Genomic DNA, 25,173 nt, shown 5'->3' on the forward strand with positions numbered 1-25,173 from the left:
CGTAGCCATGTATATTGAAGATACCATCGCAGCCATCAGCACCCCCCAGGGGGAGGGGGGCATCGGCATCGTTCGGGTCAGCGGCAGCCTGGCGGAGGCCATCGGCCTACGGCTCTTCCGTTTTTGCCGGGGTGTCGCTTTTGCCAGCCATTTTTTGCACTACGGCGCCGTGGTGGCGCCCGGTGGCGATGCAGTACTGGACGAAGCCATGGCGGTCCTGATGCGGGCACCCCATTCCTACACCCGCGAGGATGTGCTGGAACTGCACTGCCATGGCGGGATGCTGGTGGTGGAACGGGTCCTGGCCGCGGTTTTGGCCTGCGGCGTGCGCCTGGCCGAACCGGGTGAGTTCACCCGCCGGGCCTTTGTCAACGGCAGGATCGACCTGGTGCAGGCCGAGGCGGTCATGGACGTGATCGCCGCCAAAACCGAGGCATCCCTGGCCCTTGCCCAACGCCAGCGGACCGGTGCACTGTCTGACAGGATAGAGACCATCCGCCGTGCCCTGACGCGAAGTTTGGCCTTTGTGGAGGCCTCCATCGATTTCCCCGAGGACGACATTGGCGAGACCGACACCGTTGCTCTGCGGTCCGGTGTCAGCGATGCCTTGGACGTTATCGGCGGTCTGCTGGCCGGTTTCGACGAAGGGCGCATCCTCAGGGAGGGGATTTCCGTGCTGATCGTCGGCAAGCCGAACGCCGGCAAGTCCAGCCTGCTCAACCGCCTGCTCAAGGAAAACCGCGCCATCGTCACCCATGTCCCCGGCACCACCCGGGATATCATCGAGGAGACCGTCAATCTGGGCGGCTTGGCGGTCCGTCTGTTGGACACGGCGGGTATCCGCCACACGGATGATGTGGTGGAGCGGGAGGGGATCAACCGCGCCCTGGACAAGATTCCCCTGGCGGACCTGGTGCTGTTCGTCCTCGATTCGGCGCGGCCGTTCAGCGACGAAGACCGGCTGATCCTGGATGCCGTGAAGGGGAAAACCACCATAGTGGTTTTGAACAAGAGCGATCTTTCCCCGGTCCTCCAGCTTCCCCCAGCGATGGGAGTGCTGCCCCGCGTCGCCCTGTCCGCCGGCACCGGTGCGGGCATCGACGAGCTGCGCGAGGTGATCCGCACCACCTTTCTGCACGGATCGGCCCTGGATAGCCGCGAATTCGTGGCCATCTCCCGGGTCCGTCACCGCGACGCCCTGGTCTCGGCCCGTGCAGCCCTCCACCGGTTTCTCTCCGGTCTGGACGAGGGGCGCGAGTTGGAGACCCTGGCCATCGATCTGCGCGACGCCCTGTCCGCCGTGGGGCAGGTCACGGGCGAAACCACGACGGACGATGTTCTGGATGTGGTCTTTTCGTCATTCTGCATAGGAAAGTGATGCCCATGTTTCACGTGAAACAGGGCGAGGATAGACATGCACTGTTATGAAACCATATATGACGTGATCGTGGTCGGGGCCGGCCATGCCGGCTGCGAGGCCGCCCTGGCGGCAGCCCGCATGGGCTGTTCCACGCTCCTTTTAACCATCAACCTGGATGCGGTCGCGCTCATGTCCTGCAACCCGGCCATCGGCGGCCTCGCCAAGGGGCACCTGGTCAAGGAGATCGACGCCCTCGGGGGGGAGATGGCCAGGAATATCGACGCCACCGGCATCCAGTTCCGCATCCTCAACACCCGCAAGGGACCTGCGGTGCGCGCCTCGCGCGCCCAGGCCGACAAACAGCTCTACCGGCTGCGTATGAAGCGGGTCCTGGAGCAGCAGGACAACCTGTATCTCAAACAGGGTGAGGTGACGGGCCTCTACCTGGAGGGTGAGGAGCTGCGGGGCGTCGATACCCGCTCCGGCATCCGTTTTCTCGGCACAACGGTCGTCCTGACCACCGGCACCTTCATGCGCGGCCTGATTCACATCGGCCTGAACAACTACCCGGGCGGCAGGGCGGGGGATCTCCCCTCGGTGGGGCTTTCCGACCAGCTCGGGCATCTCGGTTTCCAGGTGGGGCGGCTCAAGACCGGCACCCCGGCGCGCCTCGACGGGCGGACCATCGACTTTGCCCGGTTGGAGCCCCAGTATGGCGACGATCCGCCGGCGCCGTTCTCCTTCTCCACCGAGCGCATCACCATGCCCCAGGTGCCGTGCCACATCGCCTATACCAACCCGCGCTCCCACGAGATCATCCGCTCCGGCCTGGACCGCTCGCCACTCTACGCCGGGGTCATTGAGGGGGTTGGCCCCCGCTACTGCCCCTCCATCGAGGACAAAGTAGTGCGTTTCCCCGACAAGGACCGCCACCAGACTTTTATCGAGCCGGAAGGTCTGGATACGGTCGAGGTCTATCCCAGCGGCATGTCCACCTCGCTCCCCATCGATATCCAGATACCGTTTTACCGCTCCATAGAGGGACTGGAACGGGTGGAGATCATGCGTCCGGCCTACGCCATCGAGTACGATTACGTGGACCCGATCCAGTTGCGCGCCTCCCTGGAGACCAAGCTGATCCGCAACCTCTACCACGCCGGTCAGATCAACGGCACCTCGGGGTATGAGGAAGCCGCCGGGCAGGGACTGATGGCCGGCATCAATGCCGCCCTGCGGGTCAAGGGGCGGGAACCGTTGGTGCTGGGGCGCAGCGAGGCCTATATCGGGGTGATGATCGACGACCTGGTTACCCTGGGGACCAAGGAACCGTACCGCATGTTTACCTCCCGGGCCGAGTACCGTCTGTTGCTCCGTGAGGACAACGCCGATATGCGCCTGCGCGAGAAAGGACATGGGGTCGGCCTGGTGCGGGACGAGCTCTTCGAGCGTTTCCTGCGGAAGCGGGAGATGGTTGCCGCCGAATACGAGCGGATTTGCTCCGGGCGGCTGGCCATGAGCGACCCGGAACGGGAATTCCTTGCCCGGCACGAGTTGGCGGACATCCAGAAAGGGACCTCTCTCGAACAGTTGCTCAGGCGCCCCGAGATCACCTATCAGGAGCTGGCGGAATTCGATGACGTTTCACGTGAAACACCCCACGAGGTGCGTGAACAGGTGGAGATTCAGGTAAAATACCGGGGGTATATCGAACGACAGCTTGATCAGGTGGAACGTGCGCGCAAATTGGAAGGCACGCCGCTGCCGGAGGAGATGGATTATTTTTCCGTCAACGGGCTCACGACCGAAGTCCGCGAAAAGCTGGCCAAGAATCGTCCCGGCACCCTGGGGCAGGCTTCACGCATCCCCGGCGTGACGCCAGCCGCCATCTCGGTGCTGTCCATTGCCCTGAAAGCCAAAGACGGGAAACGGAACGGCCGGGAAGCCGGGCCGGAGGAGATATGATCCGCCGCGCACTGGAAGAGGGGGCGCGGGAGATGGGGCTGGAGATTTCGGAGGAGAGCATCCGTGCCTTCGAACAGTTTGCCGATCAACTCAAAAAGTGGAATCGCAAAATAAACCTGACCGCCATCATCTCCGATGAGGAGATTGCGGTGAAGCACATCATCGACGCCCTGATGTTTGCCGGTTGCGTCCGTGACAACGAACGGGTGTTGGATATCGGTTCCGGGGCAGGGGTGCCGGCCATCCCGTTGAAGATCGTCAAACCCTCGGTCCCGGTAACCTCTGTGGATGCGGTTGGGAAAAAAATCCTCTTCCAGCGGCACGTGGCCCGCCTCCTGAAATTCGCCGGCTTCGAGGCCATTCACGGACGGGTGGAGGAGTTGTGCGACACCCACGGTCACGGTTTCGACCTGATAACCTCGCGGGCCTTTTCGCGTTTGGAACAGTTTGTCGGGCTGGCCGCACCGCTCTTGGCTGGAACCGGGCGGTTGATCGCCATGAAGGGGCCGGGCGTTGCCGATGAAATCAAGGTGGATGAAGAGCGCCTCGCCGCCCTGGGGTTCGAAATCGTGTCGGTCACGCCTTACCGGTTGCCGTTCGGCAAGGGAGAGCGTAACCTGATCGAGATTATACCTCATAAAGCCGCTTGAAATGGGCGTTCACGAGATGGAATCCCAAAAATTGCCGCTGACGCCATTTTGAGGCTCTATCCATGCTTGTAGTTGCCTTGGTCGCTGAGACGCTTTGTAGGGCAAATTTGGGCTTCTTGTTCCTGAAAGAGCCGGAAATGGGCCTTTTGGCATAGAATGAAGTTGCAGACGGGCCGATTCTGCACTAAAGTGACAGTAGTAGGCAGTACTTTTACGATTGGAGATGAGCCATGAGGAAAATCATCTTGCTCTTGATGATGGCGGCGCATCTTTCCGCGTGCGCCACCTACGAGAGCCGTTCGGTTTCGTTCCGGCCGCCCCAGGACTATGTAAACTACCAGGACGTTGCCGGGATGCAGGTGGGGGCCGAGGCCTTTGCCGATAAGCAGCAGGCCGAGGACGCCTTTGGTTTCAATATTCGGGACGCCGGACTTTTGCCGGTGCTGGTCGTCATCGACAACAAGAGCGGCCAGGGAATCGAGGTCGTGTCCGGCCAGACCTTTCTGATCGACAGTTCGAACCGCTATTGGAAGCTCCTTTCCAACCGCGAGGCCGTTGAACGGGTCGACAAGGCGACCCAGGCGGGCTCCATCACCAGCGGAGCGGGCAAGGGGGCGGCCTGGGGGGCTGCAACCGGTGCCTTGCTGGGTTTGGCGATAGGGATCGTCTCCGGCCATGATGCCGGCTCTGCCCTCGTGAAGGGGGGCGTCCTGGGCGGGGTAGGCGGTGCCGTCATCGGCGGCGCCTCCAAGGGGGACGACCGGGAACGGGAATACAAGATCGCCGACGACGTCCGTGAGAAGGGAATGGAAGGCAAGATCATGGCTGCCGAGGCCCTGGCCTCCGGCTTTATCTTCTTCCCCGGCGAGGCGGAATCGGTCAGGGAACTCCGCCTGCAGGTCCGGTTCCGCGAGAGCGGCACGGTGCGTACGCTCAACCTGAGGCTCAAATAGACATGGACGTTCGCATCTACTACGAAGACACGGACGCAGCCGGCGTGGTCTACCACGCCAGTTACCTCAAATTCTTTGAACGGGCCCGGACGGAGTATTTCCGGGAGCGTGGCCTGGGGGTGGCGGCACTCGCCACTGCCGGTTTCGTTTTCCCGGTGATCAGGATGGAAATCGATTTCAAGGCGTCTGCGCTGCACGACGAACTCCTGTCGATCATCACCCGCCCGGAGCGGATTGGCGGCGCATCCTTCGTCGTCCGGCAACAGGCGGTGCGGCCGTCGGACGGCAGGGTTCTGGTGGAGGCCCAGGTCACCCTTGCCTGCATCAGCCCGGAACGCCGGGCGCGGCGGCTTCCCGCCGAGGTCAGGCGCGTGCTTGAGGAAGGTGTGGCGCAGGGGCAATGATGGTACAGCAAACCACGGATACCGTTGAAGGGCGGCGCATGGAACGCGGGGAGGCGCTGCGGCTGCTGGAGAGCGCCGAGCTGCTGGAACTGGGGATGTACGCCGACAGGATACGTCGCAGGCTCCACCCGGAAGGGGTGGTGTCGTTTGTCGTTGACCGCAACGTCAATTACACCAATATCTGCAACTCGAAATGCGCCTTTTGCGCCTTCTACCGCGACGGCGACGCGGCGGACGCCTATGTGCTCACCCAGGAAGAGATCTTCGCCAAGATAGAGGAGCTGGTAAGGCAGGAGGGCACGCAGCTCCTCATGCAGGGTGGGCTCAACCCGGACCTGAAGATCGGCTTTTTCGAGCAGTTGTTCCGCGAGATCAAGTCCCGCTTCCCCGCGGTGCAGAACCATTCCCTTTCCCCCGCCGAGGTGGTCAGTATCGCAAAGAGTTCGGGGCTGTCGCTGGACGAGACCCTGGAGCGGCTCCATGGGGCCGGCCTGGATTCAATACCCGGCGGCGGGGCCGAGATCCTGGTGGATGATGTCCGCGGCGCCATCTCGCCCAACAAGATCGGCTGGCGCCAGTGGGCGGAGGTCATGTCCAAGGCCGCCGGACTCGGCATGCCGACCACGGCCACCATGATGTTCGGCAGCCGCGAGAAACCGGAGGACATCGTCGAGCACCTGTTCCGGGTGCGGGAGATCCAGGACGGGGGCGGCTCGTTTACGGCCTTCATCCCCTGGACCTACCAGCCGGGCAACACGGAGCTGGGCGGCGATACCGCCACCGGGGTCGAATACCTGAAGGTGCTGGCCCTGGCCCGCATCGTGCTGGACAATATCCCCAACATCCAGGCCAGTTGGGTCACCCAGGGCGCCAAGATGGCGCAGGTTGCCCTCTTTTTCGGGGCGAACGATCTGGGGGGCACCATGCTGGAGGAAAACGTCGTTGCCGCAGCCGGTTGCAGCTTCCGCATGTCCCGGGAAGAGATGATCGACCTTATCCGTGGGGCCGGCTTCCGTGCCGCCCAGCGCACCACCACCTACCACATCGTAAAGGAGTTTCCGGCTTGACACATCCAAACCGGCAGGCCGGAACGTGCGAAATAGTCACTACCGCAGCACGCCTGAAAGAACTGGCAGAGCACCTCTGCCGGCACCGTGAATTGGCCGTAGACCTGGAGATGGACTCGCTCCATCACTACCGGGAGAAGGTCTGCCTGATCCAGGTCTCGACCCGCAGCGAAAGCTGGCTGATAGACCCGCTGGCCCTGGGGGACCTGTCGCCTTTGGCCGCGCCGCTGGGTAACCCCGCCATCCTGATCGTGATGCATGGCTCGGATTATGATATCCGCTCCCTGCATCGAGACTTCGGCATCGAGGTGAAAAACCTCTTCGACACCATGCTGGCGGCCCGCTTTCTGGGCGTCGCCGAGTTCGGTCTCGCCGCGCTGCTCAGGTCGCGCTTCGGCATCGAACTGGACAAAAAATACCAGAAGGCCGACTGGAGCAAGCGGCCGCTTTCCCCTGAGATGTGCGCCTATGCCTCGGCTGATACGTCCGACCTGCTCCCCCTCTATGATCAGCTGCACGGCGAACTGGCCGGGAAAGGCCGACTTGCCTGGCAGGAGGAGGAGTGCGCTCTGGTGTGCCAGGCACGGGTGAGCGAAAAGGAGGGGCCGCTGTTCCTCTCCTGCAAAGGGGCGGGTAAACTCAAGGGGCGCAGCCTGGCTGCCCTGGAAGAGTTGCTGCGTTACCGCGACCGTCAGGCGCAGGAGGTGGATCGGCCCCCCTTCAAGGTCATGTCGGCCGAGACGCTCCTTGAGACGGCGGAGAAGAAGCCCCGCTCGTTGAGCGAGTTGGCGGGCATCAAGGGAATGACGCCCAAGCAGCTCCACCGCCATGGGCCGGCCCTGCTGGCGGCTGTTACAACCGCCCTGGAACTGCCCGAGGAGAGGCTGCCGCGGTTTCCGCGCACCCGGAGGGAGGACCCGTCCGAGGGGGCCAAGGAACGGCTCAAGCGGCTCAAGTCGTGGCGTGAGAAATCGAGTGCGGCCCTGGGGCTGGAGCCGGGAGTGATCGCTCCCAACTGGCTTCTGGAAGCTGCGGCGGATATGAATCCACCCACACGTGCCGGACTGGACGGAATCGCCGGGATGCGGGAGTGGCAAAAAGGGCTCTACGGAACAGAGCTGATCGAGGTGCTTGAAGCTGATGGACAATGATACAATACGCACGGAACAACCCTACCTGAGCATCGTCGTACCGGTCTACAACGAGGAGGGCAACCTCGGCCCCCTGATGGAACGGCTCTATCCGGCCGTGCAGGGCATCGGCAGGCCGTTCGAGATCCTCTTCACCAACGACGGTTCCCGCGACCGCTCCCTGGAGATCCTGCGTCGGATGGTGCAGCAGTATCCGGGGGTCAAGGTGATCGAGTTCAACGGCAACTTCGGTCAGCACATGGCCATCCTTGCGGCCTTCGAGATGTCCCGGGGGGAGATCGTCATCACCCTGGACGCCGACCTGCAGAATCCCCCCGAGGAGATCCCGCGCCTGGTGGCGGAGATCGAAAAGGGGCACGACGTGGTCGGCACCATCCGCCAGAAACGCCAGGATACCTTCTTCAGAAAGTTCGCCTCGCGCATCGTGAACATCACCACCAACCGGATCACCGGCATGCAGATGCAGGACTACGGCTGCATGCTGCGGGCCTACCACCGCTACGTGGTGGACAATATCAACCGCTGCCGGGAATCCACCACCTTTATCCCGGCCCTGGCCCAGACCTTTGCCTCCAACCCCACGGAGATCCAGGTGGGACACGCCGAGCGGGTGGAAGGGGAGAGCAAGTATTCGTTCTATAGCCTGATCCGGCTCAATTTCGACCTGATGACCGGCTTTTCGGTGGTGCCGCTGCAGATCTTCGCCCTGTTCGGCATCAGCACCGCCCTCTTCTCCCTGGTCTTCGCCCTGTTCCTGCTGGTGCGGCGCTTCATCGTCGGGGCGGAGGTGGAGGGGGTCTTCACCCTGTTCGCCATCCTGTTCTTCTTCGTCGGCATCATCATCTTCGGCATCGGCATCGTGGGCGAGTACGTGGGCAGGATCTACCAGGAGGTGCGCAAACGCCCCCGGTACGTGGTGCGGCAAACCTACGGCTTCGAAGAATAACAGGTTGTTGAAAACAGCCATCAGGCCTTCATCCTCGAAAGGCCCTTCGTGCGGCGTAGGCCTGCTACGCCTCCTCGGGTCTTGCCTATCGGGTGCGACGATCTGACTATTTCTGAACAACCTGAGCGGATAGTTGAAAATAAAAATAATCATTCCATGGGAATAACCTTGCAATCTGACAAACTGATCGTCTGCGCCTACCATAATGTGGGCTATCGCTGTATCGAGGAGTTGCTGCGCCAAGGGGCGGACATCGCCTTGATCTTCACCCACGAGGACTCACCCACGGAGGAGATCTGGTTCAAATCGGTGCGGGAGTTGGCGGACCGCCACGGCATCCCGTACCTGACCACGGACATCTCCCTCCCGGAAAATGTGGAACGGGTGCGGGCCATTGCGCCGGATTTCCTCTTCTCCTTCTATTACCGTAACATGATCAAGCCGGCGGTGCTGGAGATCCCGAAACAAGGCGCGTTCAACCTGCACGGCTCGTACCTGCCCAAGTACCGCGGCCGGGTGCCGGTCAACTGGGCGGTGATCAACGGCGAGAGCGAAACCGGGGCGACGCTGCACCACATGGTGGCGAAGCCCGACGCCGGCGCCATCGTGGATCAGGAACGGGTGGAGATCGCCTTCACCGACACGGCGTTCGATGTCTTCAACAAGATCACCGATGCGGCGGTGGCGGTTATGGCCCGCGCCTGGCCGCAACTCAGGGAGGGGAGGGCGGCGTGCATCCCCATGAACCTGGCCGAGGGCGCCTACTTCGGCGGCCGCAAGCCCGCCGACGGCCAGATCGACTGGCAGCAAAGCGCCCTACGGATCTATAACCTGGTCCGGGGCGTAACCCACCCCTACCCCGGCGCGTTCAGCCACCTGGATGGCAGAAAGGTCGTCATCTGGTCCGCCTGGCCGGTGGAGGGGCGCGGAGAGCCGGGGCGCATCGTGTCGCACCGTCCGCTCCTGATTGGCACCGGAGAAGGATTGCTGGAGATCCGCTCGCTCCAGGCCGAGGGTGGTGACGAGGTCACCGCCACGGATTTTATGACCATTGACGAGCAGTTTACTTAACAGACGGTTGAAAAACTCAGGTTGTTCAAAAATAGTCAGATCGTCGCACCCGCAGAATGCCCTGAGGAGGCGTGAGCTTTGCTACGCCGCACGAAAGGGCCTTCGAGGATGAAGGCCTGATGGCTGTTTTTCAACAACCTCTCAAGGAGAAAAGAGCATGAAAGTACTGATCCTCGGCGTTAACGGCTTTATCGGCAACGCACTGACCCACCGCATCCTCACCACCACCGACTGGGAGGTCCATGGCCTGGACATGGCCTGCGACAAGCTTGAGCGCTCCCTGGGTGACCCCCGCTTTCATTTTCTGGAGGGGGACATCACCATCAACAAGGAGTGGATCGAGTACAACATCAAGAAATGCGACGTCGTGTTGCCGCTGGTTGCCATCGCCACGCCGGTGACCTACGTCAAGGACCCGCTGCGGGTCTTTGAACTGGATTTCGAGGAAAATCTCAAGATCATCAGGCTGTGCCACAAGTACAAGAAACGGGTCATCTTCCCCTCCACCTCCGAGGTGTACGGCATGTCGCCCGACCGGGAATTCGACGAGGACAACTCGCCCCTCATGCTGGGGCCGATCGCCAAGGAGCGCTGGATCTACTCCTGCGCCAAGCAGATGCTCGACCGGGTGATCTACGCCTACGGCATGCATGAAGGACTCAAGTTCACCCTGTTCCGCCCCTTCAACTGGATCGGTCCCAAGCTGGACAGCATCCATACCGCCAAGGAGGGGAGCTCCCGGGTCCTGACCCAGTTCCTGTACGACATCCTGGCCGAAGAGCCGATCCAGTTGGTGGATGGCGGCAACCAGCGCCGTTCCTTTACCTTTGTCGAAGACGGCATCGACGCCCTGATGCGGATCATCGAGAACCGGGACGGTTGCGCCGACGGCAAGATCTTCAACATCGGCAATCCGGCCAACGACCTGTCCGTCAAGGAATTGGCCCACAAACTGCGCGACATGGTGGCCGAATTCCCGCTTTACCGGGAAAAGGCGGAGAAATGCCGGATCGTGGAGACCTCCTCCGACCAGTTCTACGGCAAGGGGTATCAGGATATGCTGACCCGCGTCCCCTCGATCAAGCGCGCCAAGGAATGCCTGGGATGGGAGCCGGTGACGAGCGCCGACGAGGCCCTGCGCAAGACCCTGGAGTTTTACCTGGTGGACGAGCGGGAGAAACTCTCGGAATTTCTGTAAATCACAGCAAAGTCACAGAGATGCGGAGACAAGACAAAAGTATGTCGGGTCATCAGGAAGACAACAGGGAACATCGTGCTTTCCGCATTGTTCACTCTGAACTGAGCACCGTGGTGTCTCCGTGTCTCTGCGCCGCTGCGGCGGGTGTGCAGCACAGTGTTTGACCGCCGGGGTTTCACGCTCATAGAGCTGGTGGTGGTGCTGGTGATCATCGGCATGGTGATGACGCTGGTCATCCCCCGCCTGCCCAGCTCCGAGGCAGAGGACCTGAAGACCTCGGCACGGACCCTGGCCTCGACCCTGCGCTACCTGCAGGACCGTGCGGCCACCACCGGGACGGTTTACTACCTGCGCCTGGAGCCGGGCACGGACACCGTCAAGGTCTTGCAGGCGGCGGGCGACGGGACCGAAAAGGAACCGGAAGACCCCTTCCTGCAACAACGACCGACCAAGGAAGGGGTCCAGGTGGCGGATGTGGTCATCCCCCGCCTGGGCAAACTGAGCGACGGCCAGGTACGGCTCGACATCGGCGCCGGCGGCCTGCGGGATTTCGTCGCCATCCACCTGCGCTCGGCGGGCGGCGCGTTCTGGACGGTGATGGCGTTCCCGTCCAGCGGCAAGGTCAAGATTTACCAAGGGTATCAGGAAGACGCACTATGAGAGGTTTCAGCCTGCTTGAGGTGATGGTGGCCCTGGCCATCATGGCGAGCGTCATCCTGACGGTGCTGGGGGCGGTCAACTACCACCTGACGATCATCACCAACGAACGGGACAGCACCGCCCTGACGCTTCTGGCGCGGGCCAAGATGGCGGAATTGATGCAACTGGCGGCGATCCCCGAGAAGAGCGAGGGCACCCTGGCCCCGGCCCACCCGGAACTCTCCTGGCAGGCCGATATTTCCGCCACGGACCTGACCGTTCTCAAGAAACTGGTGGTGCGGGTGTGGCGGACCGGCGACAAGCGGGAGGTGGCGCTTGAGCGCTATCTCACGCAATAAGGGGTTTACCCTCCTGGAAGTGCTGATCGCCGTGGTCCTGCTGGCCATCCTGACCGCCGCCCTGTACGGGAGTTACTTCACGGTGTTGAAGGCCCGGGAGCGGTCGGCGGAGGGGATGGAGGCGCGGCGCGAACTGGGCACCACCCTCGACCTCCTGCGGCGGGAGATCGGCTCGGCCCTCTATACCCCCACCGACAAACGGCTCAAATTCATCGTCGAGGACCGGGACAGCTTCGGCCGACCGGCCTCCAACCTGGAACTGACGACCCTGGCCCCCCCGTCCACCCTGAGCGACACCCGTAAGGAGTCCGGCACCATAGACGTCCAGTACCGCATGGTGGAGAAGGAAAAACAGCAACTGCTCCTGACCCGCACGGAACAGGATCTCCTGTTGGACTCGACCACCGTGCCCGCCTACCCGCAGATGGAGCGGATCAACTCCTTTCTGGTGGAATGCAGCAACGACGGCACGACGTGGGTCAAAACCTGGGATACGGCCCTGAACGGCAACAAACTGCCGAAGCTGGTGCGTATCACGGTGCAGGTGGAGGAGGAGGGGACGCCGGTGACGTTCACCGTCTATGCGGCCCCCAGGATGGTGGGCTCGTGAGAGGCGAAAAGGGCTTTGCCCTGGTCCTGACCCTGGTGGTCACCGCCCTGATGGTGGCGGCAGCGGTGGAGTTGATCCACCAGGTGTATGTGGATATGTCCCTCAACCGCAACTTCCGCGATGGCCAGCAGGCCTCGCTGCTGGCGGAATCGGGGGCCGAGGGGGGTAAAAAGCTCCTCCAGACGCTGCTTGCGGCGCAAAGCTACACGTCGCTCTCGGACAAGTGGGCCGCCCCGTTCAAGATGGACGACGAGGTCGGGCGCATCGAGATCACGACCACCGAGGAGAGCGGCAAGATCAATCTCAACGCGCTGGTACAGCAAAACGATGAGATAAACGCCGATACCCTGGCGATCCTGAAACGCCTGGGCACGCAATTGCAAATCCCGGAAAGCGTGTGGAACGCCCTGGCGGACTGGATCGACACCAACGACCTGCCAAGCTCCGGCGGCGCCGAAAACTCCTATTACAAATCCCTGAACCCGCCTTACTCGGCCCGCAACGGCAGGCTGACAACGGTGAACGAACTGTCCCTGGTCAAGGGCTTTACGGCGGATATGGTCAACAGGCTCAAGCCGTTCGTGACCGTCTACCCCAACAAGGCCGGTGGCCTCGGCGCCACCGTGGCCGTCAACGTGAACACCGCCCCCAAAGAGGTGCTCATGGCCCTGGACAGCCGGATCAGCGGAAGCATCGCGGACCGGATCATCGAGGAGCGGCGCCTGGCGCCGTTCAAGTCCATCGGTGAACTGGCTCGGGCTGACACGATACTTACCACGATCAAAGGCATGACAATCCAAGGCAAGATCTTCCGGATCACGGCCCGGGGGTTCGTCAAGGAAGCGGCCCGCACCGTCGAGGCGGTGGTCAATATGGACGGCACGGGAGAGTTCCTCTCGTGGCAGGAATTTTGATGGCAGCCCGCCGCCGCGCCATGCCTGTTGTGTCCTGCACCCCTGCGCCCCGCCCGTTGCCGGCGGGCATGCCGCTTTTCCCCAGTGTCGTCAACCCGACTACGGCGCTTGCCGCCCCAGGAACCCATGGCCATACCGACTGACATCCAGAGCCAGGTGTACAACCTGCTCTCCCAGGCGTCCAACCTCTCGTTCGTAAGCGCCGAGCAGGAGGCGGGGGCGCGGGTCAGCTTCGTTCCGGGCCAGCAGGTGAGCGCCTCGGTGCTGACGACGCTGCCGAACAACCTGACCCAGGTGCAGATCGGCACGGAACGCTTCAACCTGGCGTTGCCCATGGCGGTCCGTCCGGGGCAGACCCTGGAAATGACCTTTGTTGCGGGGGAGCCGCGCTCGACCTTCGCCGTGGCCCGCCAGGGCGTCGCCGCCCCGCCGGTCAGCCTCTCGGATGCGTCCCGGCTGTTGAGCCTCCTGGTCGGCAGCGAAGAGATCGTCGACCCGAGCCTGCGGGCCTCGCTCTTGAGTATCAGCGACATGCTGCGGCGTTCCCCGGGAGAGGCGGGCGTCCTTGCCAACCTGATGGACGAGGCGCTCACCTACGGGGCGCCCGGCGAAGGGGAAACAGCGCCAACCCTGCTGCCGGACGTCCCCCTCCAGCAGGGGCGTGCCGGACAGGAAGGGACGCTACCGGCGGCCGGCCAAGGCGCCGTCCCCGAACAGACCCGCCTGTCGTCCTTCGAGGCCAATGCGGCGCGGATCCTCCAGAATATCGCCCGCAATTCCCGTTTCGACCTGACCGAGGCGGCCAACCAGCCGGTAACGCCGCTGCCCCTGATGCCGGGGGAAGAGGTTGACGCCGCGGTGCTCGGTACCGTGCCGGGCGGCAAGGTGTTCGTCCAGCTTGCGGGGACGTCGTTGGAACTGCTCATCCCCCGGCCGGTCCAAGCCGGAGACATCCTCCGTCTCACCTTCATCACGTCGGACCCCCGGCCGCTGTTTGCGCTGCAACGGGCCGCCGCCGGCGTCCCCAGCTCGCTCAGTGAGGCGGGCCGGTGGCTGAGCGCCTTGGAACACGGTGAAGGGGGGGGATCGACACAGCAGATGTACGTGCTGGAGCGTCTGAACACGGTGCTGAAAAGCCTGCCGCCGGACTCGCCGGCCTTTACCGCCATTCAGGACGAGGCCATCACCTACCAGACGGTCATGCGCGGCCGCCAGCCCGTCGATCAACAGCCTGCCCAACCGGGGGCGGCGCTCCAGGCGGGCGCGGCCGCCGTGCAGAACCCGCAGGCCACCTTGCAGCCCGGCACCGGCATCGTCCTCAGCGACGATATGGCCAAACTGCTCCAGGCGCTGATCAGGGGTAACCGCTTGGCGCTCCTTGAGGCCATCAACCAGGAGGCTTCCGGGGAAGCTTTTTCGCCGGGACAGCAGGTAAGGGGCGAGATCACGGCCTCCCTGGGCGGGGGGCGCTTCATGGTGCAGGTGGCCGGCCAGGCCATGGAATTCATGCTGCCCAAAGGGATCAAGCGGGGGGACATGGTGACGCTCTTCTTCGTCACCGACGAGCCGCAGCCCACCTTCCTGATGACCCGTTTCGGCAAGCCCGGCGATGCGCGGGTCAGCGAAACCGGCCGGTGGTTGAGCGGGTTCCTCGGCGCTGCCGGCGACCAGATGCCGGCCCGGGAGGCCCTGGGAATCCTGAGGACCCTGCTCTCCGAGCCGCCGAGCGATGCCTCCCGGGTGAGCGGGCTTCTGCAGCGGGGATTGCGGGACAGCGGCCTGTTTTACGAATCCCACCTGGCGCGCTGGTTTGGCGGCGACTATCCCCTGGAGGATCTTTTGCGGGAGCCCCAGGGCCGGTTGTCCCCGCTCCAGCGTCCGCCCGGGCAGGAGGCGGCGGGCAACACGGCGCAGGAGATGGCCCTGGCCGGTTTGAAGGGGGGCTCCGTGGAGGTCATGGAGGCTGCGCTCAAGACGGCCGGCACCGCCACGGCCCATGAGGGGATTGTGGACCAGCAGGCCTTGCCGGTCGTCAAGGAACAATTGGCGGCGTTGCAGAGCGGGCAGGTCCTCTTTCGCGGAGACCTGGTGCCGGGCCAGCAGGTGGAGTGGGCGGTGCGGGAGCGCGAAGCGCACCGCAACGAGTCCGGTGAACAGACGCGCTCCTGGGAGACGTCGCTCACCCTGGATATGCCGAAGTTGGGGAATGTCACGGCCAGCCTGAAACTCGACGGCAGCAGGGTGAGCATCGAGCTGAACGTCGCACAGCCTGACTCGGCGGAACTTCTGAAGGCCGGCCTGCCGCGCCTTGCCGAACAGCTCGAGGCGTCCGGGCTGGTGCCGTCGGAGATCGGCGTAACCCATGAAATCCCGTAAGGACGAAGAGCGCCGTGCGGCGGCCCTTACCTACAAACAGGGCTTTTACGCTCCGGTGGTCGTTGCCAGGGGTAAGGGGGTGATGGCCGAGGCGATCATCGCCTGCGCGCGCGAAGCGGGAGTCTATGTCCACGAATCGCCGGAACTGGTCAATCTGCTGATGCAGGTGGATACCGATGCGTTCATCCCGCCGGAATTGTACCGCGCCGTGGCGGAGGTGCTGGTGTGGCTGTACGGAATCGAGCAGGAACGGCAGTGAAAGGCGGTTAGAAGGTTGTTGAAAAACAGCCATCTCGCCGCCGTCCTCGAAAGCCCTTTTGTGCGGCGTAGCGCTGCTACGCCTCCGCAGGGCCTTCTGCGGGTGCGACGATCTGACTATTTTTGAACAACCTGGGTTTTTCAACAGCCTTTAGAGGGGGGTAGCAATGCAGATCAAATTCGGAACCGACGGCTGGCGCGGGGTCATTGCCCGTGATTTCACCTTCGACAACCTTTCCCTGGTGGCCCAGGCCACCATGGATTACTTGAACCGCGACGGCTCGGGCAACAAAGGGCTGGTGATCGGTTACGACCGGCGTTTCCTGTCCCGCGATTTCGCCCGGCGCGTGGCCGAGGTGGCGGCCGGCAACGGCATACGGGTCCGCCTGACCGACGGCTATGCGCCCACACCGGCCGTATCGTGGGCGGTTCGCGAGTCGGGAGCCGGGGCGGGGATCATGATCACGGCAAGCCACAACCCGCCCGAATACAATGGATTCAAGGTCAAGGAGGCTTTCGGCGGTTCGGCCCGCCCCGCCACCACAAAGGTGCTGGAGGAGATCGTCGCTTTCAATGTGGCCAACGACCGCCGCGTGGTGGCCACCCCCTTCGAGGAGGCCCTGGGGAAGGGGATGATCGAGATCTTCGACCCCTGTGAAGGGTATTTCCGCCAGATCGGCCGCTACGTGGATCTGGAACTGATCGCCAGGGCCGGCATCCCGGTGGTCGTTGACCCGATGTACGGTGCCGGCTCGGGTTTTCTGCCCCGCCTGCTGGCCGGGGTCCACGAGATCCACAACAGCGAGAACCCCTCCTTCGGGGGGCAGCCGCCCGAGCCGATCGGCGAACATCTCGCGGAACTCTCCGCGCTCCTCAAGGGGGGCACCTACCGGGTAGGGCTGGCTTTGGACGGAGACGCCGATCGGATTGGGGCGGTGGATGAGAACGGTGATTTCTTCTCGTCCCACTGCATCTTTACCGTCATCCTGCGGCACCTTATCGAACACAAACATCTGCGGGGCGGTGTGGTCAAGACCGTCTCCACGACCCGCATGGTGGACCTGCTGGCCCGGAAATACGAGCTGCCGCTGTTCGAGACACCCATCGGCTTCAAACATATCTGCGAATTGATGCTGGCGGAGGATATCCTCATGGGTGGCGAAGAATCGGGGGGGCTGGGCGTCAAGGGGCACATCCCGGAACGGGACGGCATCCTGCTCGGGCTCCTGCTCCTGGAGGCCATGGCGGCCAGCGGAAAAGGCCTCCGCCGGCTCCTCGACGAAACCATGGACGAGATCGGGCATTTCTCCTATCGCCGTATCGACCGGCGTATCGGGGGCGACGCCAAGGAACAGCTCATTGCGCGTCTGAAATCGGCCCCTCCGGCAGAGATCGACGGCCGGCGGGTGGCTGCTACTAACTTCAGCGACGGCTTCAAGTTCATCTTCGAGAACGGCGACTGGCTTTTGATCCGCCCCTCGGGCACCGAACCGGTCCTGCGGCTGTACAGCGAGGCCGGAACCCCGGGCCAGGTGGACCGTCTGCTGCGCGCTGGGGAAGTCCTGGCGGCACGGTAACGACCCGGGCGTGCCGCTAAAAATATGCGGTATGAAATTAATAACTTGACATATCCTCACATTATTTTTTATATCAATGACCTGAGTGTAATTGGGCCATCAGAGGGCAAAGCATGGGCAACCGTGTGACGCAAAGCCACCTGTCCAATGCTGTTTGGAAAGAGGGGTTGTAAGATCGGTGCAGGATAAAGCCTACTGCGGTTATCTGGGTAGGCTTTCTTTATGGTGCATGCCCCGCCGACGCGGAATGCCGCAACCCCGTTCCCTGATTGGCAAAAAGATAAAAAGTGGATGAATTTTATTGTTTTTGTGATATTAAGTTCCCACGTGCACATTCACGTAATTACTAAGCCCAATGGCATGTTTGAAAGAGGAGGATTACTGGCATGGCGAATATTCTCATCGTTGACGATTCTTCCACAATGCGCAAGATCATTTCACGCTCACTTCGGCAGGCCGGCCTGGCTGTTGATGAAATATACGAGGCCGGCGACGGCATTGAAGGGCTGAGCGTGCTGGCCTCCGGCAAGCCGGTTACGCTGATCCTCTCCGATATCAACATGCCCAACATGGACGGCCTGGAATTCATCAAACAGGTCAGGGCCAACGGCAACGCCGTCCCGATCGTCATGATCACCACGGAGGGGGGCGAAGAGATACTCAAGGAAGCCATCGCGAGCGGGGCCAGCGACAGCATCAAGAAACCCTTCACACCCGACCAGTTGCAGGAAAAACTGGGAGGGCTGATATGAGCCTTAACGCCGACATCGCCGGCACTGCCAGGTTTACGGAAGAGCAGCTTGCCCGGTACGTCATTGATGCCACCAAGGATGTTTTCTCCACCATGGTCATGATGGATCCGGCGGACGATTACCCCCTCAAGGACCCGATTCATCGCTTTCAATGCAGCATCACCGGCATGGTGGGATTCGCGGGCATCTATTCGGGCGTGATTTCCATCCACTGTCCGGTTGCCCTGGCTCTTCAGATCACCTCGAGCATGCTGGGCATGGAATGCGAAGAGGTCAACGAGGATTTGAACGACGCCATCGGCGAAATAGCCAATATGCTGGGCGGGAGCGTCAAACAGGTGCTTTCCAAGGGAGGCATGGACGTCAAGCTCTCGATTCCAACGGTTATCTCCGGCGAAGATTATACCGTCAACTCGCTCTCCGACATCGACTGTGTCGTCATCCCGTTCAGCGTCAGCGACAACAGGTTTCTCGTCGGGCTCACCCTTAAGAAAGAAGACTGACAACGCTCTGTGGACGCGGACGTGCTTGCCGCAGCCCATGGCTTGACCCAGCACCGGAAGACAATCCCTGATGGATGGATATACCACGTTACATGAGATGTTGGCCTCTGCCCTGAAGCAGGCTGGCGAGGAAAGCGGCATGCTTTTGGGGCAGGAACTCGCCATTGCCCTTTCGGATTCTCTTACCACCAGTAAAACATCCTATTTCGGCGGCCTTGAGGATGCCTGCTTCGTGATCGGCGTCGAGTCCCGGGAGGCTTACACCGGCCAGTTCTATCTGGTGTTCTCCCTGCGTGACGCCATCGTCATGAGCAGTATCCTGCTGGGTATCCCCCCGGCCCGCATCCAGGAAAAAAAGCGTCTCAGCATCATCGAAAGCGATGACATCGATGCCTTTGCCGAGATTGCCAATATGATCAACGGGGCGTTCAACACCGTTTTTCAGGGCAGCCTCCCCAACAAGGTGCATCTGAAGTTGCTTTCGCCCAAAAAGTTTATTCCCGAAGTCGATGAATTGAGCGAAAGCGAGCCGCTTCCCGAAGGCGACTACCTCATGTTCCGCTCGAAACTGGAGATGCCGGACCAGGAGCTGAACTATCTGGACGTGCTCATACCCGTTGGGTTGGGCAACCAGTTCGATCCCCCCGGCGAGGAACCGCCGGAGCCTCCCGCCGAGGAGGAGGCCCCCGCGCCTGATGAGGCCGGTGATGCCGCGGCGCAGCCGCAACCCGAGGCCGAGGAAGGGGCCGCGCCCCCCCCAAGGGAGGAAGCCGGTTCGGCAGAGGCCGGGATCGACAGCGTCGTGGTGCTGGAGGACGATAACGAGGAACGCCGCCAGATGGTGACCGTGGCCGCCTTGACCGGTTATCAGGTGGTGGAGGGAACGCTCAATGCCGATATCAAGGAGCTCTTCACCGGCCGCAACGTGCGGTTGGTGCTGGTCGGTTCGCAGGATGCGAGCGACCACGAGTTGGCGGTTTGCATCAAGGTCAATGCCATCCGCCAGAACTCGCCGCCCCCGATTATCATGAGCGCCCAGCGCTGGACCCGGACGGCCGTTTTGAAGGCGTTGAAATACGGAGCCCGGGAGATTATCATCAAGCCGTGCAGCGAAGAGGAACTGATTGCCAAGGTGCGCAGGTTCTGCAAACCGCCGGTGCAGTGACGGCCCGTGACGGTCGGGGGGATGTCATCATGTCGTTTTATCGGTGTGGCATAGGTGCGTTGACGCGCAACGGGATGCGCGCGAAAGCCATGCTGTTGGTACTGTCGGCCGTTTTTGCCGTTGCCGCGCTCTTCCCGACGCCTGTCCAGGCCTCCATCCCCAACCGGGTCTTTCGGGTCGATATTCGCCCCAAACAGGGGTATACCCGCATAATCCTCCGTCTCCAGGAAAACCCGCAGTTTACCGTCGCGTCGCTGCCCGGCAACCGCTTGCGGCTGACGCTTCAGGATACGGACGGACCCCTTTTCCACAAATACCGCCGCTATTCGGATGCCAGCATCGGCGGCTTGCTGTTTTCCCGGTGCGGGTCAAATCTTCAGGTCACGTTCCAGGCCGCTTCCGGGACAGGGTGGCGCAATGCCACGGTAGACGGCATCTGCGCCATTGCCCTTGATGTGGGTACAAAGTTCACCCCGCCCCCTCCCCGGCTGTACATTGCCGGGCGTGAGCGGATTTGGAACGGCGTTGAGAAGCTGGTGCGGGATTTCGACCCGCCGCTGAAAACGGATATCCCCTTTGTGCCGACTGACCGGCAGATTTTGAAGAATATCCTCAATGACAGCGACCAACAGGCCTTCATGGCGGCAGAAGCGGCACTCTACAAGGGGTCCCTGACCGAGGCCGAGGAAGTCTTCACCCAGTTTGCCTCGCGGCTGAGCGCGGTGAGACCGCTGGCCCTCTACCGGCTTGGCGAAACGTGGTATAAGCTGCAAAAATATCCCCAGGCCCTGGCCGCGTTTCGTGAAGCCGAAAAAATCTGGCCGGCATTTCTCACCTTCAACCCGAGTGTCACGTTTTATTACGGGGACAGTATCGCCCGGAGCGGAGACCTTGCCGGTGCCCGGGTGCTCCTTGCCCGCCTGATTGCCCGGCTTGCCGACAAGAAGTACGCCCCCACCCTGCTGGTGCGCCTGGCCGACATCCTGACGCGCCAGGGGCATGACCGGGAGGCCCTGGCCATCTACCGCACGGTAGCCGATAATTTCCCGGACAACAAGGCCAACCAGATGGCGCAGTTGCGTCTGGCCGACCGCGATTTTCTTCGCGCCACCCCGTGGGATTACCAGCGTCTGAGCGACCTTTATCTGAATATCTCGCGCCAGAACAGCGATGTGGATATGCGCGAGGAGGCCCTGTTCAAGCATGTCCTGCTCCATGCCATCCATGGCGACGCCTCCGACGCCCTGCAGCAGGTCGTTTCGTTTCAGAAGCGGTTTCCGCGCGGGGTCTATGTCACCGTGTGCCGGACCATCCGGGAGGTGCTGGTTGCCCAGGTGTACCATGAAAGCAGCTGGCGCAAGGATGCCCCGGGGCTGATCAGGTTTGTCGAGGAGCATCAGGACTACCTGGCGGCCTGCATGGATGCGCCCGATTTTCTCCCGGATGTTGCCAAGGCCTACGATGAGGCGGGCCGCCCCATCGAACTGATCAAGTTTTTCAGCACCCTCCTGGACCACCAATGGGTGGGCGCCAATGGCCCCTATCTCCATGAGGAGATCGCTTCCAATGCGGACCTCCTGGGCGATAGCGCACTGGCCGAGAAAACCCTGCGCGCCTTTTTGCGCAAATATCCCACCCATCCCCGGGCGCGGCTCATGCTGGAACGCCTGGGCGGGGTATATTTCATGGGGGGCAAGTATCAGGAAGCCCGGGATACCCTGCTGTGGCTGCTCAACAAGAAGGAGCGCGCCCAGAGGAGCGAGAGCTACTACTATCTCGGCCGTTCTTTGTGGGAACAGAACGGGACCGCCCAAGCCGGCAAGGCCATGGACCTCTACATTGCCACGGCCGGCCGGGATGCGAAGGACCCCCATCTGCTGCCCGACGCCTACTACGTGGCCGCCTCGGCACGCCTGGCCACGGGCGATCGCAAGGGAGCTTTGCGCATACTCGACGCCGGCATAAGGCTGCCCGACAACGAGCGGAATGAAGAGTTCCTCTACAAGGCGGGCGAGATCACCGCCCTCGAGGGCAAGAAGCCGGCCGCCCGGGCCTATTTCGAGCAGGTGATCAAAAAGGGCAAGGACGATGACTGGAAAAAGCTGGCGCAACAGGCCATCGAGTCGTTGAACGTGGGGCCAGCCAAGCGGTAGGCCTCGGGGGCTGTCAAGAATCGGACCCAGTCAAAAAACCGACACAAAATGTGACAAAAATGTGCATGGTGCGTTTTGCCTGGCGGTGGTATAAATGAGAGCATTCTCCCCAGCAAGGCGCGCTCTTGTCGTAGGCTGTAAAACTGGTATGTTTTTTGCAAAACAATTCCAGTTGTTCTTTAGTGTCAGGGAGGTTCAGCATGCCGGTTAATGGGATTTTTGGCACGACGATCGACGTGCTGGGCAAAAGTATCGATCTGCGGACCAAAAGCCAAAACCTGATTTCATCGAATATCGCCAATGCGGAAACCCCCAACTACATCCCCAAATCGCTGGACTTCGAGCAGGAGTTGCAGAGTGCGGTGAAAAGCGGCAGCAAGGGGACGCCGGCAATCACCCATCCGCGACATCTGCCGTTGAGAGGCAGCGGGGCGGGGCTTCAGTCCGTGACCGGCCAGGTCGTGGAAACCCCGGCCAAGACCCCCGGCAACGACGGCAATGCGGTGGAGTTGGAGAACGAGATGGGCAAGCTGCTGGAAAACCAGATCATGTTCAACGCCTCGGTCCAGATGCTCTCCAAGAAGTTCAGCGATTTGAGCGTAGCGATCAAGGGAGGTAACTAATGGATTTTTTCAGTTCCATGAATATCAGCTCCTCGGCCCTTACGGCTGAGCGCACCAGGATGAACCTGATCTCCAGCAACCTGGCCAATGCCGGTTCAACCCGGACATCCGAGGGGGGGCCCTACAAGCGTAAGGATGCGGTCTTTTCCGCGACCCCCCTGGAGAGCGGCTTCAAGCGGGCCTTGAACAGCGCTGTCGGCCAGCAGACCCGCCAGGTGGAGGTCACCGAGATCGTAGAGGACCAGAATCCCCCTCGCATGCAGTACGATCCCGGCCACCCCGACGCCAACGCCCAGGGCTACGTGGCCATGCCCAATGTCAATGTGGTCGAAGAGATGGCCGACATGATCAGCGCAAGCCGCAGTTATGAAGCCAATGTGACGGCGGTCCAGGCGGCCAAGAGCATGGCCCTGAAAACGCTTGAAATCGGCAAGTAGTTTCCCGGCCTCGCCTCTGCGCGCTTTCGCGCGCGTGGCGGGCTGAACCTTCGGGAGGTTTAGTGTGGATGTAAAAGGTATAGAAAGCGGTCTCGGCCTCGGCGCGGTATTCCCGGGGGCCGGCGAGGCAAAATCGGCGTCTGCGCCCGAGGGTGCCGGCAAATTTTTCAGCGAACTCGTCTCCAAGGTGAATGACCTGCAGACCCAGTCCGATCAGGCCATCCAAGGCCTTGCCACGGGAGAAAACAAAAATCTCCATGAGGTTATGATCTCCATGGAAAAGGCGAGCATCTCCTTCCAATTCCTGGCCCAGGTGCGCAATAAGGCTGTCGAGGCATATCAGGAAGTGATGCGCATGCAGGTGTAGGACGTGTGGCCCGCAAGGCCCCCTGATCCCCGGCAGTTGCAAAGAAATTCCGTTTTCCACCCGTATCTGAAAGGATGTTAGCGTTCTACATGCCCGAAGGATTCCAAAGAGTTATAGAGCCTTTCATGGCGTTGTCCCCCGGCAAACGCATGCTCATCGCCGGCATCGCGCTGTTGTCGGCGTTGGCCTTCGCGGTGCTGATCTTTGTCGTAAATCGTACCGACTATAAGCCGCTTTTTACCAATCTGTCCGCTGAGGATGCGGGGGAAATCGTAAAAAAGCTGAAGGATGCCAAGACCCCTTACCAGATCACGGCAGACGGCAAGGGCATCCTCGTCCCGTCCGACAAGGTGTATGAGATGCGGCTTTCCCTGGCTTCGGAGGGGTTGCCCCAGGGCGGCGGCGTCGGTTTCGAGATCTTTGACCGCAAAAATTTCGGCATGACGGAGTTCGTCCAGAAGCTCAACTACCAGCGTGCCCTCCAGGGGGAGCTTTCCCGCACCATTTCCCAGATAAATGGCGTCGAGCAGGCGCGCGTTCATCTCGTGATGCCGGAAAAATCGCTCTTCAAGGATAGTGAGAAGCCTGCCACCGCGTCAATCGTGCTCAAGATGAAATCGAACCGCTCCCTGAGCGATGGCGAGGTCCAGGGGGTGGTGCATCTGGTCGCTTCTTCCATTGAGGGAATGGACCCCGAGCATGTCACCGTCCTGGACAGCCGCGGCAAGATCCTCAGCAAGGGGGGCAGCAGCGACCCGGCGGCCCGCATGACCGCGTCCATGCAGGATACCCAGCGCGCCTACGAAAAGAACGTTGAGGAACGCATCCAGTCGCTCCTGGACCGCGTTGTCGGTTCGGGCAAATCGGTGGCGCGGGCAACAGCGACCTTTGACTTCAAACAGGTGGAGCGGGTCGACGAGAAGTTCGACCCGGAAACCATTGCCGTCAGAAGCGAGCAGCGCACCGAGGAGAAGGGGGCGTCCACCACCGCGATCGCCGGTGTCCCCGGCGTGCAGACCAACCTGGGCAAGACCGCTCCCAAACCGAATTCGGCGTCCGGCGGCGGCTCCAAAAACGATGAGACCCTTAATTACGAGGTGAGCCGGTCGACCTCCAAGACGATCGAACCGGTGGGGACCCTGAGCAAGATCTCCGTGGCCGTCCTTGTGGACGGCAAGTACGAGATGCCTGCAGCCGTCAAGGATGGGCAGGTCGGCAAAGCCAAATATGTCCCCCGCTCCCCCGACGAGTTGCAGAAGATCGACGCCCTCGTCAAGAGCGCCATCGGTTTCGACGCCAATCGGGGGGACCAGTTGAGCGTACAGAACATCCCGTTCCAGGATATGGGCGATACGGGCATGGACGAGACGCCCTCCTGGTGGAGCAGCCCCTTCTTCATGGCGCTCTACAAAAACCTGCTGATCGGCCTGGGCTTCCTGGCGATGGTCCTCTTCGTTATCAGGCCGCTCCTCAAATCGCTCAAGGTGATAAAGCCGCAGGTCTTTGAAACGTTTGAACCGCTCGGCGAGGCGCCCGAGAAGCTCACTTCCGCCGAAAAGGCCCAGATAGCCGTGCAGGTGGCTGAACAGCAGAGTCTTATCGAGACGGCGAAAAAGGACCCCTACCAGGTTGCCCAGATACTGCAGAACTGGTTGGGCGAAGAGAACAACAGCTAAAA

At 61.8% G+C, this 25,173-nt stretch carries 26 protein-coding genes and 1 riboswitch; all 26 genes read left to right on the plus strand.

Annotated features, from left to right (window positions below):
* The first annotated feature begins 7 nt into the window (after positions 1 to 7).
* The 26 genes from mnmE (at position 8) to fliF (ending at position 25,171) form a co-directional block, all read left to right on the plus strand.
* Complete coding sequence (gene mnmE, locus F6V30_RS03315) at positions 8 to 1,378, plus strand: tRNA uridine-5-carboxymethylaminomethyl(34) synthesis GTPase MnmE (RefSeq protein ID WP_151155066.1); 1,371 nt, start codon at positions 8 to 10, stop codon at positions 1,376 to 1,378.
* Positions 1,379 to 1,414: 36 nt separating this feature from the next.
* Positions 1,415 to 3,322, plus strand: a complete 1,908-nt coding sequence (mnmG, locus tag F6V30_RS03320; RefSeq protein WP_191965563.1) for a tRNA uridine-5-carboxymethylaminomethyl(34) synthesis enzyme MnmG — start codon at positions 1,415 to 1,417, stop codon at positions 3,320 to 3,322.
* Entirely contained in the window at positions 3,319 to 3,972 is a 654-nt protein-coding gene (gene rsmG, locus F6V30_RS03325) for a 16S rRNA (guanine(527)-N(7))-methyltransferase RsmG (protein ID WP_151155068.1), read from the plus strand. The genes mnmG and rsmG overlap by 4 nt, the downstream gene beginning before the upstream one ends.
* A 230-nt stretch (positions 3,973 to 4,202) precedes the next feature.
* Entirely contained in the window at positions 4,203 to 4,925 is a 723-nt protein-coding gene (locus F6V30_RS03330; RefSeq protein WP_151155069.1) for a glycine zipper family protein, read from the plus strand.
* A gap of 2 nt (positions 4,926 to 4,927) precedes the next feature.
* Entirely contained in the window at positions 4,928 to 5,329 is a 402-nt protein-coding gene (locus F6V30_RS03335; protein ID WP_151155070.1) for a YbgC/FadM family acyl-CoA thioesterase, read from the plus strand.
* On the plus strand, positions 5,326 to 6,396 hold the full coding sequence (gene mqnC / locus F6V30_RS03340; protein ID WP_151155071.1) for a cyclic dehypoxanthinyl futalosine synthase: 1,071 nt from the start codon (positions 5,326 to 5,328) through the stop codon (positions 6,394 to 6,396). The genes F6V30_RS03335 and mqnC overlap by 4 nt, the downstream gene beginning before the upstream one ends.
* On the plus strand, positions 6,393 to 7,547 hold the full coding sequence (locus tag F6V30_RS03345; RefSeq protein WP_151155072.1) for a ribonuclease D: 1,155 nt from the start codon (positions 6,393 to 6,395) through the stop codon (positions 7,545 to 7,547). Before mqnC ends, F6V30_RS03345 begins: the two co-directional genes overlap by 4 nt.
* A complete protein-coding gene (locus F6V30_RS03350) occupies positions 7,537 to 8,493 on the plus strand; it encodes a glycosyltransferase (protein ID WP_151155073.1) in 957 nt (318 codons plus the stop codon). The genes F6V30_RS03345 and F6V30_RS03350 overlap by 11 nt, the downstream gene beginning before the upstream one ends.
* 168 nt (positions 8,494 to 8,661) lie before the next feature.
* On the plus strand, positions 8,662 to 9,564 hold the full coding sequence (locus tag F6V30_RS03355) for a formyltransferase (RefSeq protein WP_246163164.1): 903 nt from the start codon (positions 8,662 to 8,664) through the stop codon (positions 9,562 to 9,564).
* 157 nt (positions 9,565 to 9,721) lie between these two features.
* Entirely contained in the window at positions 9,722 to 10,762 is a 1,041-nt protein-coding gene (locus F6V30_RS03360; protein ID WP_151155075.1) for a bifunctional UDP-4-keto-pentose/UDP-xylose synthase, read from the plus strand.
* Positions 10,763 to 10,918: 156 nt separating this feature from the next.
* Positions 10,919 to 11,422 (plus strand): pilus assembly FimT family protein, encoded by a 504-nt coding sequence (locus F6V30_RS03365; protein WP_246163165.1) that lies wholly within the window; start codon positions 10,919 to 10,921, stop codon positions 11,420 to 11,422.
* Complete coding sequence (locus F6V30_RS03370) at positions 11,419 to 11,760, plus strand: prepilin-type N-terminal cleavage/methylation domain-containing protein (protein WP_151155077.1); 342 nt, start codon at positions 11,419 to 11,421, stop codon at positions 11,758 to 11,760. The genes F6V30_RS03365 and F6V30_RS03370 overlap by 4 nt, the downstream gene beginning before the upstream one ends.
* Positions 11,738 to 12,370, plus strand: a complete 633-nt coding sequence (locus tag F6V30_RS03375) for a type II secretion system protein GspJ (protein ID WP_151155078.1) — start codon at positions 11,738 to 11,740, stop codon at positions 12,368 to 12,370. Before F6V30_RS03370 ends, F6V30_RS03375 begins: the two co-directional genes overlap by 23 nt.
* A complete protein-coding gene (gene gspK, locus F6V30_RS03380) occupies positions 12,367 to 13,284 on the plus strand; it encodes a type II secretion system minor pseudopilin GspK (RefSeq protein WP_191965564.1) in 918 nt (305 codons plus the stop codon). Before F6V30_RS03375 ends, gspK begins: the two co-directional genes overlap by 4 nt.
* A complete protein-coding gene (locus F6V30_RS16990) occupies positions 13,284 to 13,427 on the plus strand; it encodes a hypothetical protein (protein WP_191965565.1) in 144 nt (47 codons plus the stop codon). Before gspK ends, F6V30_RS16990 begins: the two co-directional genes overlap by 1 nt.
* Positions 13,411 to 15,660, plus strand: coding sequence for a flagellar hook-length control protein FliK (gene fliK / locus F6V30_RS03385; RefSeq protein ID WP_151155080.1), 2,250 nt, complete (start codon positions 13,411 to 13,413; stop codon positions 15,658 to 15,660). The genes F6V30_RS16990 and fliK overlap by 17 nt, the downstream gene beginning before the upstream one ends.
* Positions 15,647 to 15,919 carry an EscU/YscU/HrcU family type III secretion system export apparatus switch protein gene (locus F6V30_RS03390; RefSeq protein WP_149308248.1) on the plus strand — a complete coding sequence of 91 codons (273 nt, stop codon included), beginning with the start codon at positions 15,647 to 15,649 and terminating at the stop codon, positions 15,917 to 15,919. The genes fliK and F6V30_RS03390 overlap by 14 nt, the downstream gene beginning before the upstream one ends.
* 166 nt (positions 15,920 to 16,085) lie before the next feature.
* The gene (locus tag F6V30_RS03395; RefSeq protein ID WP_151155081.1) at positions 16,086 to 17,495 is read left to right on the plus strand and encodes a phosphoglucomutase/phosphomannomutase family protein; all 1,410 of its coding nucleotides are present in this window, start codon (positions 16,086 to 16,088) and stop codon (positions 17,493 to 17,495) included.
* A 95-nt stretch (positions 17,496 to 17,590) separates the two neighbouring features.
* Positions 17,591 to 17,670, plus strand: a riboswitch (cyclic di-GMP riboswitch).
* A 211-nt stretch (positions 17,671 to 17,881) separates the two neighbouring features.
* Positions 17,882 to 18,247, plus strand: coding sequence for a response regulator (locus F6V30_RS03400; RefSeq protein WP_151155082.1), 366 nt, complete (start codon positions 17,882 to 17,884; stop codon positions 18,245 to 18,247).
* Positions 18,244 to 18,750: a chemotaxis protein CheX gene (locus F6V30_RS03405; RefSeq protein ID WP_151155083.1), complete on the plus strand. Its 507-nt coding sequence runs from the start codon at positions 18,244 to 18,246 to the stop codon at positions 18,748 to 18,750. The genes F6V30_RS03400 and F6V30_RS03405 overlap by 4 nt, the downstream gene beginning before the upstream one ends.
* A gap of 70 nt (positions 18,751 to 18,820) precedes the next feature.
* Positions 18,821 to 19,915, plus strand: a complete 1,095-nt coding sequence (locus F6V30_RS03410) for a response regulator (RefSeq protein ID WP_151155084.1) — start codon at positions 18,821 to 18,823, stop codon at positions 19,913 to 19,915.
* A gap of 29 nt (positions 19,916 to 19,944) precedes the next feature.
* Positions 19,945 to 22,068, plus strand: coding sequence for a tetratricopeptide repeat protein (locus tag F6V30_RS03415; protein WP_151155085.1), 2,124 nt, complete (start codon positions 19,945 to 19,947; stop codon positions 22,066 to 22,068).
* A 200-nt stretch (positions 22,069 to 22,268) separates the two neighbouring features.
* On the plus strand, positions 22,269 to 22,691 hold the full coding sequence (flgB, locus tag F6V30_RS03420) for a flagellar basal body rod protein FlgB (RefSeq protein WP_151155086.1): 423 nt from the start codon (positions 22,269 to 22,271) through the stop codon (positions 22,689 to 22,691).
* Positions 22,691 to 23,128: a flagellar basal body rod protein FlgC gene (gene flgC / locus F6V30_RS03425; RefSeq protein WP_151155087.1), complete on the plus strand. Its 438-nt coding sequence runs from the start codon at positions 22,691 to 22,693 to the stop codon at positions 23,126 to 23,128. The genes flgB and flgC overlap by 1 nt, the downstream gene beginning before the upstream one ends.
* 64 nt (positions 23,129 to 23,192) lie before the next feature.
* Positions 23,193 to 23,495, plus strand: a complete 303-nt coding sequence (gene fliE / locus F6V30_RS03430) for a flagellar hook-basal body complex protein FliE (RefSeq protein WP_151155088.1) — start codon at positions 23,193 to 23,195, stop codon at positions 23,493 to 23,495.
* A gap of 89 nt (positions 23,496 to 23,584) precedes the next feature.
* The gene (gene fliF / locus F6V30_RS03435; protein ID WP_151155089.1) at positions 23,585 to 25,171 is read left to right on the plus strand and encodes a flagellar basal-body MS-ring/collar protein FliF; all 1,587 of its coding nucleotides are present in this window, start codon (positions 23,585 to 23,587) and stop codon (positions 25,169 to 25,171) included.
* The last annotated feature ends 2 nt before the right edge of the window (positions 25,172 to 25,173 follow it).

The sequence above is a fragment of the Oryzomonas sagensis genome, from assembly GCF_008802355.1.
GTDB classification, from domain to species: Bacteria; Desulfobacterota; Desulfuromonadia; order Geobacterales; family Pseudopelobacteraceae; genus Oryzomonas; species Oryzomonas sagensis.

What these genes read in the sequence shown, in the direction of transcription:
- mnmE (WP_151155066.1), top strand. Translation starts at nt 8, where the DNA reads ATGTATATTGAAGATACCATCGCAGCCATCAGCACCCCCCAGGGGGAG.
- mnmG (WP_191965563.1), top strand. Translation starts at nt 1,415, where the DNA reads ATGCACTGTTATGAAACCATATATGACGTGATCGTGGTCGGGGCCGGC.
- rsmG (WP_151155068.1), top strand. Translation starts at nt 3,319, where the DNA reads ATGATCCGCCGCGCACTGGAAGAGGGGGCGCGGGAGATGGGGCTGGAG.
- F6V30_RS03330 (WP_151155069.1), top strand. Translation starts at nt 4,203, where the DNA reads ATGAGGAAAATCATCTTGCTCTTGATGATGGCGGCGCATCTTTCCGCG.
- F6V30_RS03335 (WP_151155070.1), top strand. Translation starts at nt 4,928, where the DNA reads ATGGACGTTCGCATCTACTACGAAGACACGGACGCAGCCGGCGTGGTC.
- mqnC (WP_151155071.1), top strand. Translation starts at nt 5,326, where the DNA reads ATGATGGTACAGCAAACCACGGATACCGTTGAAGGGCGGCGCATGGAA.
- F6V30_RS03350 (WP_151155073.1), top strand. Translation starts at nt 7,537, where the DNA reads ATGGACAATGATACAATACGCACGGAACAACCCTACCTGAGCATCGTC.
- F6V30_RS03360 (WP_151155075.1), top strand. Translation starts at nt 9,722, where the DNA reads ATGAAAGTACTGATCCTCGGCGTTAACGGCTTTATCGGCAACGCACTG.
- F6V30_RS03370 (WP_151155077.1), top strand. Translation starts at nt 11,419, where the DNA reads ATGAGAGGTTTCAGCCTGCTTGAGGTGATGGTGGCCCTGGCCATCATG.
- F6V30_RS16990 (WP_191965565.1), top strand. Translation starts at nt 13,284, where the DNA reads ATGGCAGCCCGCCGCCGCGCCATGCCTGTTGTGTCCTGCACCCCTGCG.
- fliK (WP_151155080.1), top strand. Translation starts at nt 13,411, where the DNA reads ATGGCCATACCGACTGACATCCAGAGCCAGGTGTACAACCTGCTCTCC.
- F6V30_RS03390 (WP_149308248.1), top strand. Translation starts at nt 15,647, where the DNA reads ATGAAATCCCGTAAGGACGAAGAGCGCCGTGCGGCGGCCCTTACCTAC.
- F6V30_RS03395 (WP_151155081.1), top strand. Translation starts at nt 16,086, where the DNA reads ATGCAGATCAAATTCGGAACCGACGGCTGGCGCGGGGTCATTGCCCGT.
- F6V30_RS03400 (WP_151155082.1), top strand. Translation starts at nt 17,882, where the DNA reads ATGGCGAATATTCTCATCGTTGACGATTCTTCCACAATGCGCAAGATC.
- F6V30_RS03405 (WP_151155083.1), top strand. Translation starts at nt 18,244, where the DNA reads ATGAGCCTTAACGCCGACATCGCCGGCACTGCCAGGTTTACGGAAGAG.
- F6V30_RS03410 (WP_151155084.1), top strand. Translation starts at nt 18,821, where the DNA reads ATGGATGGATATACCACGTTACATGAGATGTTGGCCTCTGCCCTGAAG.
- F6V30_RS03415 (WP_151155085.1), top strand. Translation starts at nt 19,945, where the DNA reads ATGTCGTTTTATCGGTGTGGCATAGGTGCGTTGACGCGCAACGGGATG.
- flgB (WP_151155086.1), top strand. Translation starts at nt 22,269, where the DNA reads ATGCCGGTTAATGGGATTTTTGGCACGACGATCGACGTGCTGGGCAAA.
- flgC (WP_151155087.1), top strand. Translation starts at nt 22,691, where the DNA reads ATGGATTTTTTCAGTTCCATGAATATCAGCTCCTCGGCCCTTACGGCT.
- fliF (WP_151155089.1), top strand. Translation starts at nt 23,585, where the DNA reads ATGCCCGAAGGATTCCAAAGAGTTATAGAGCCTTTCATGGCGTTGTCC.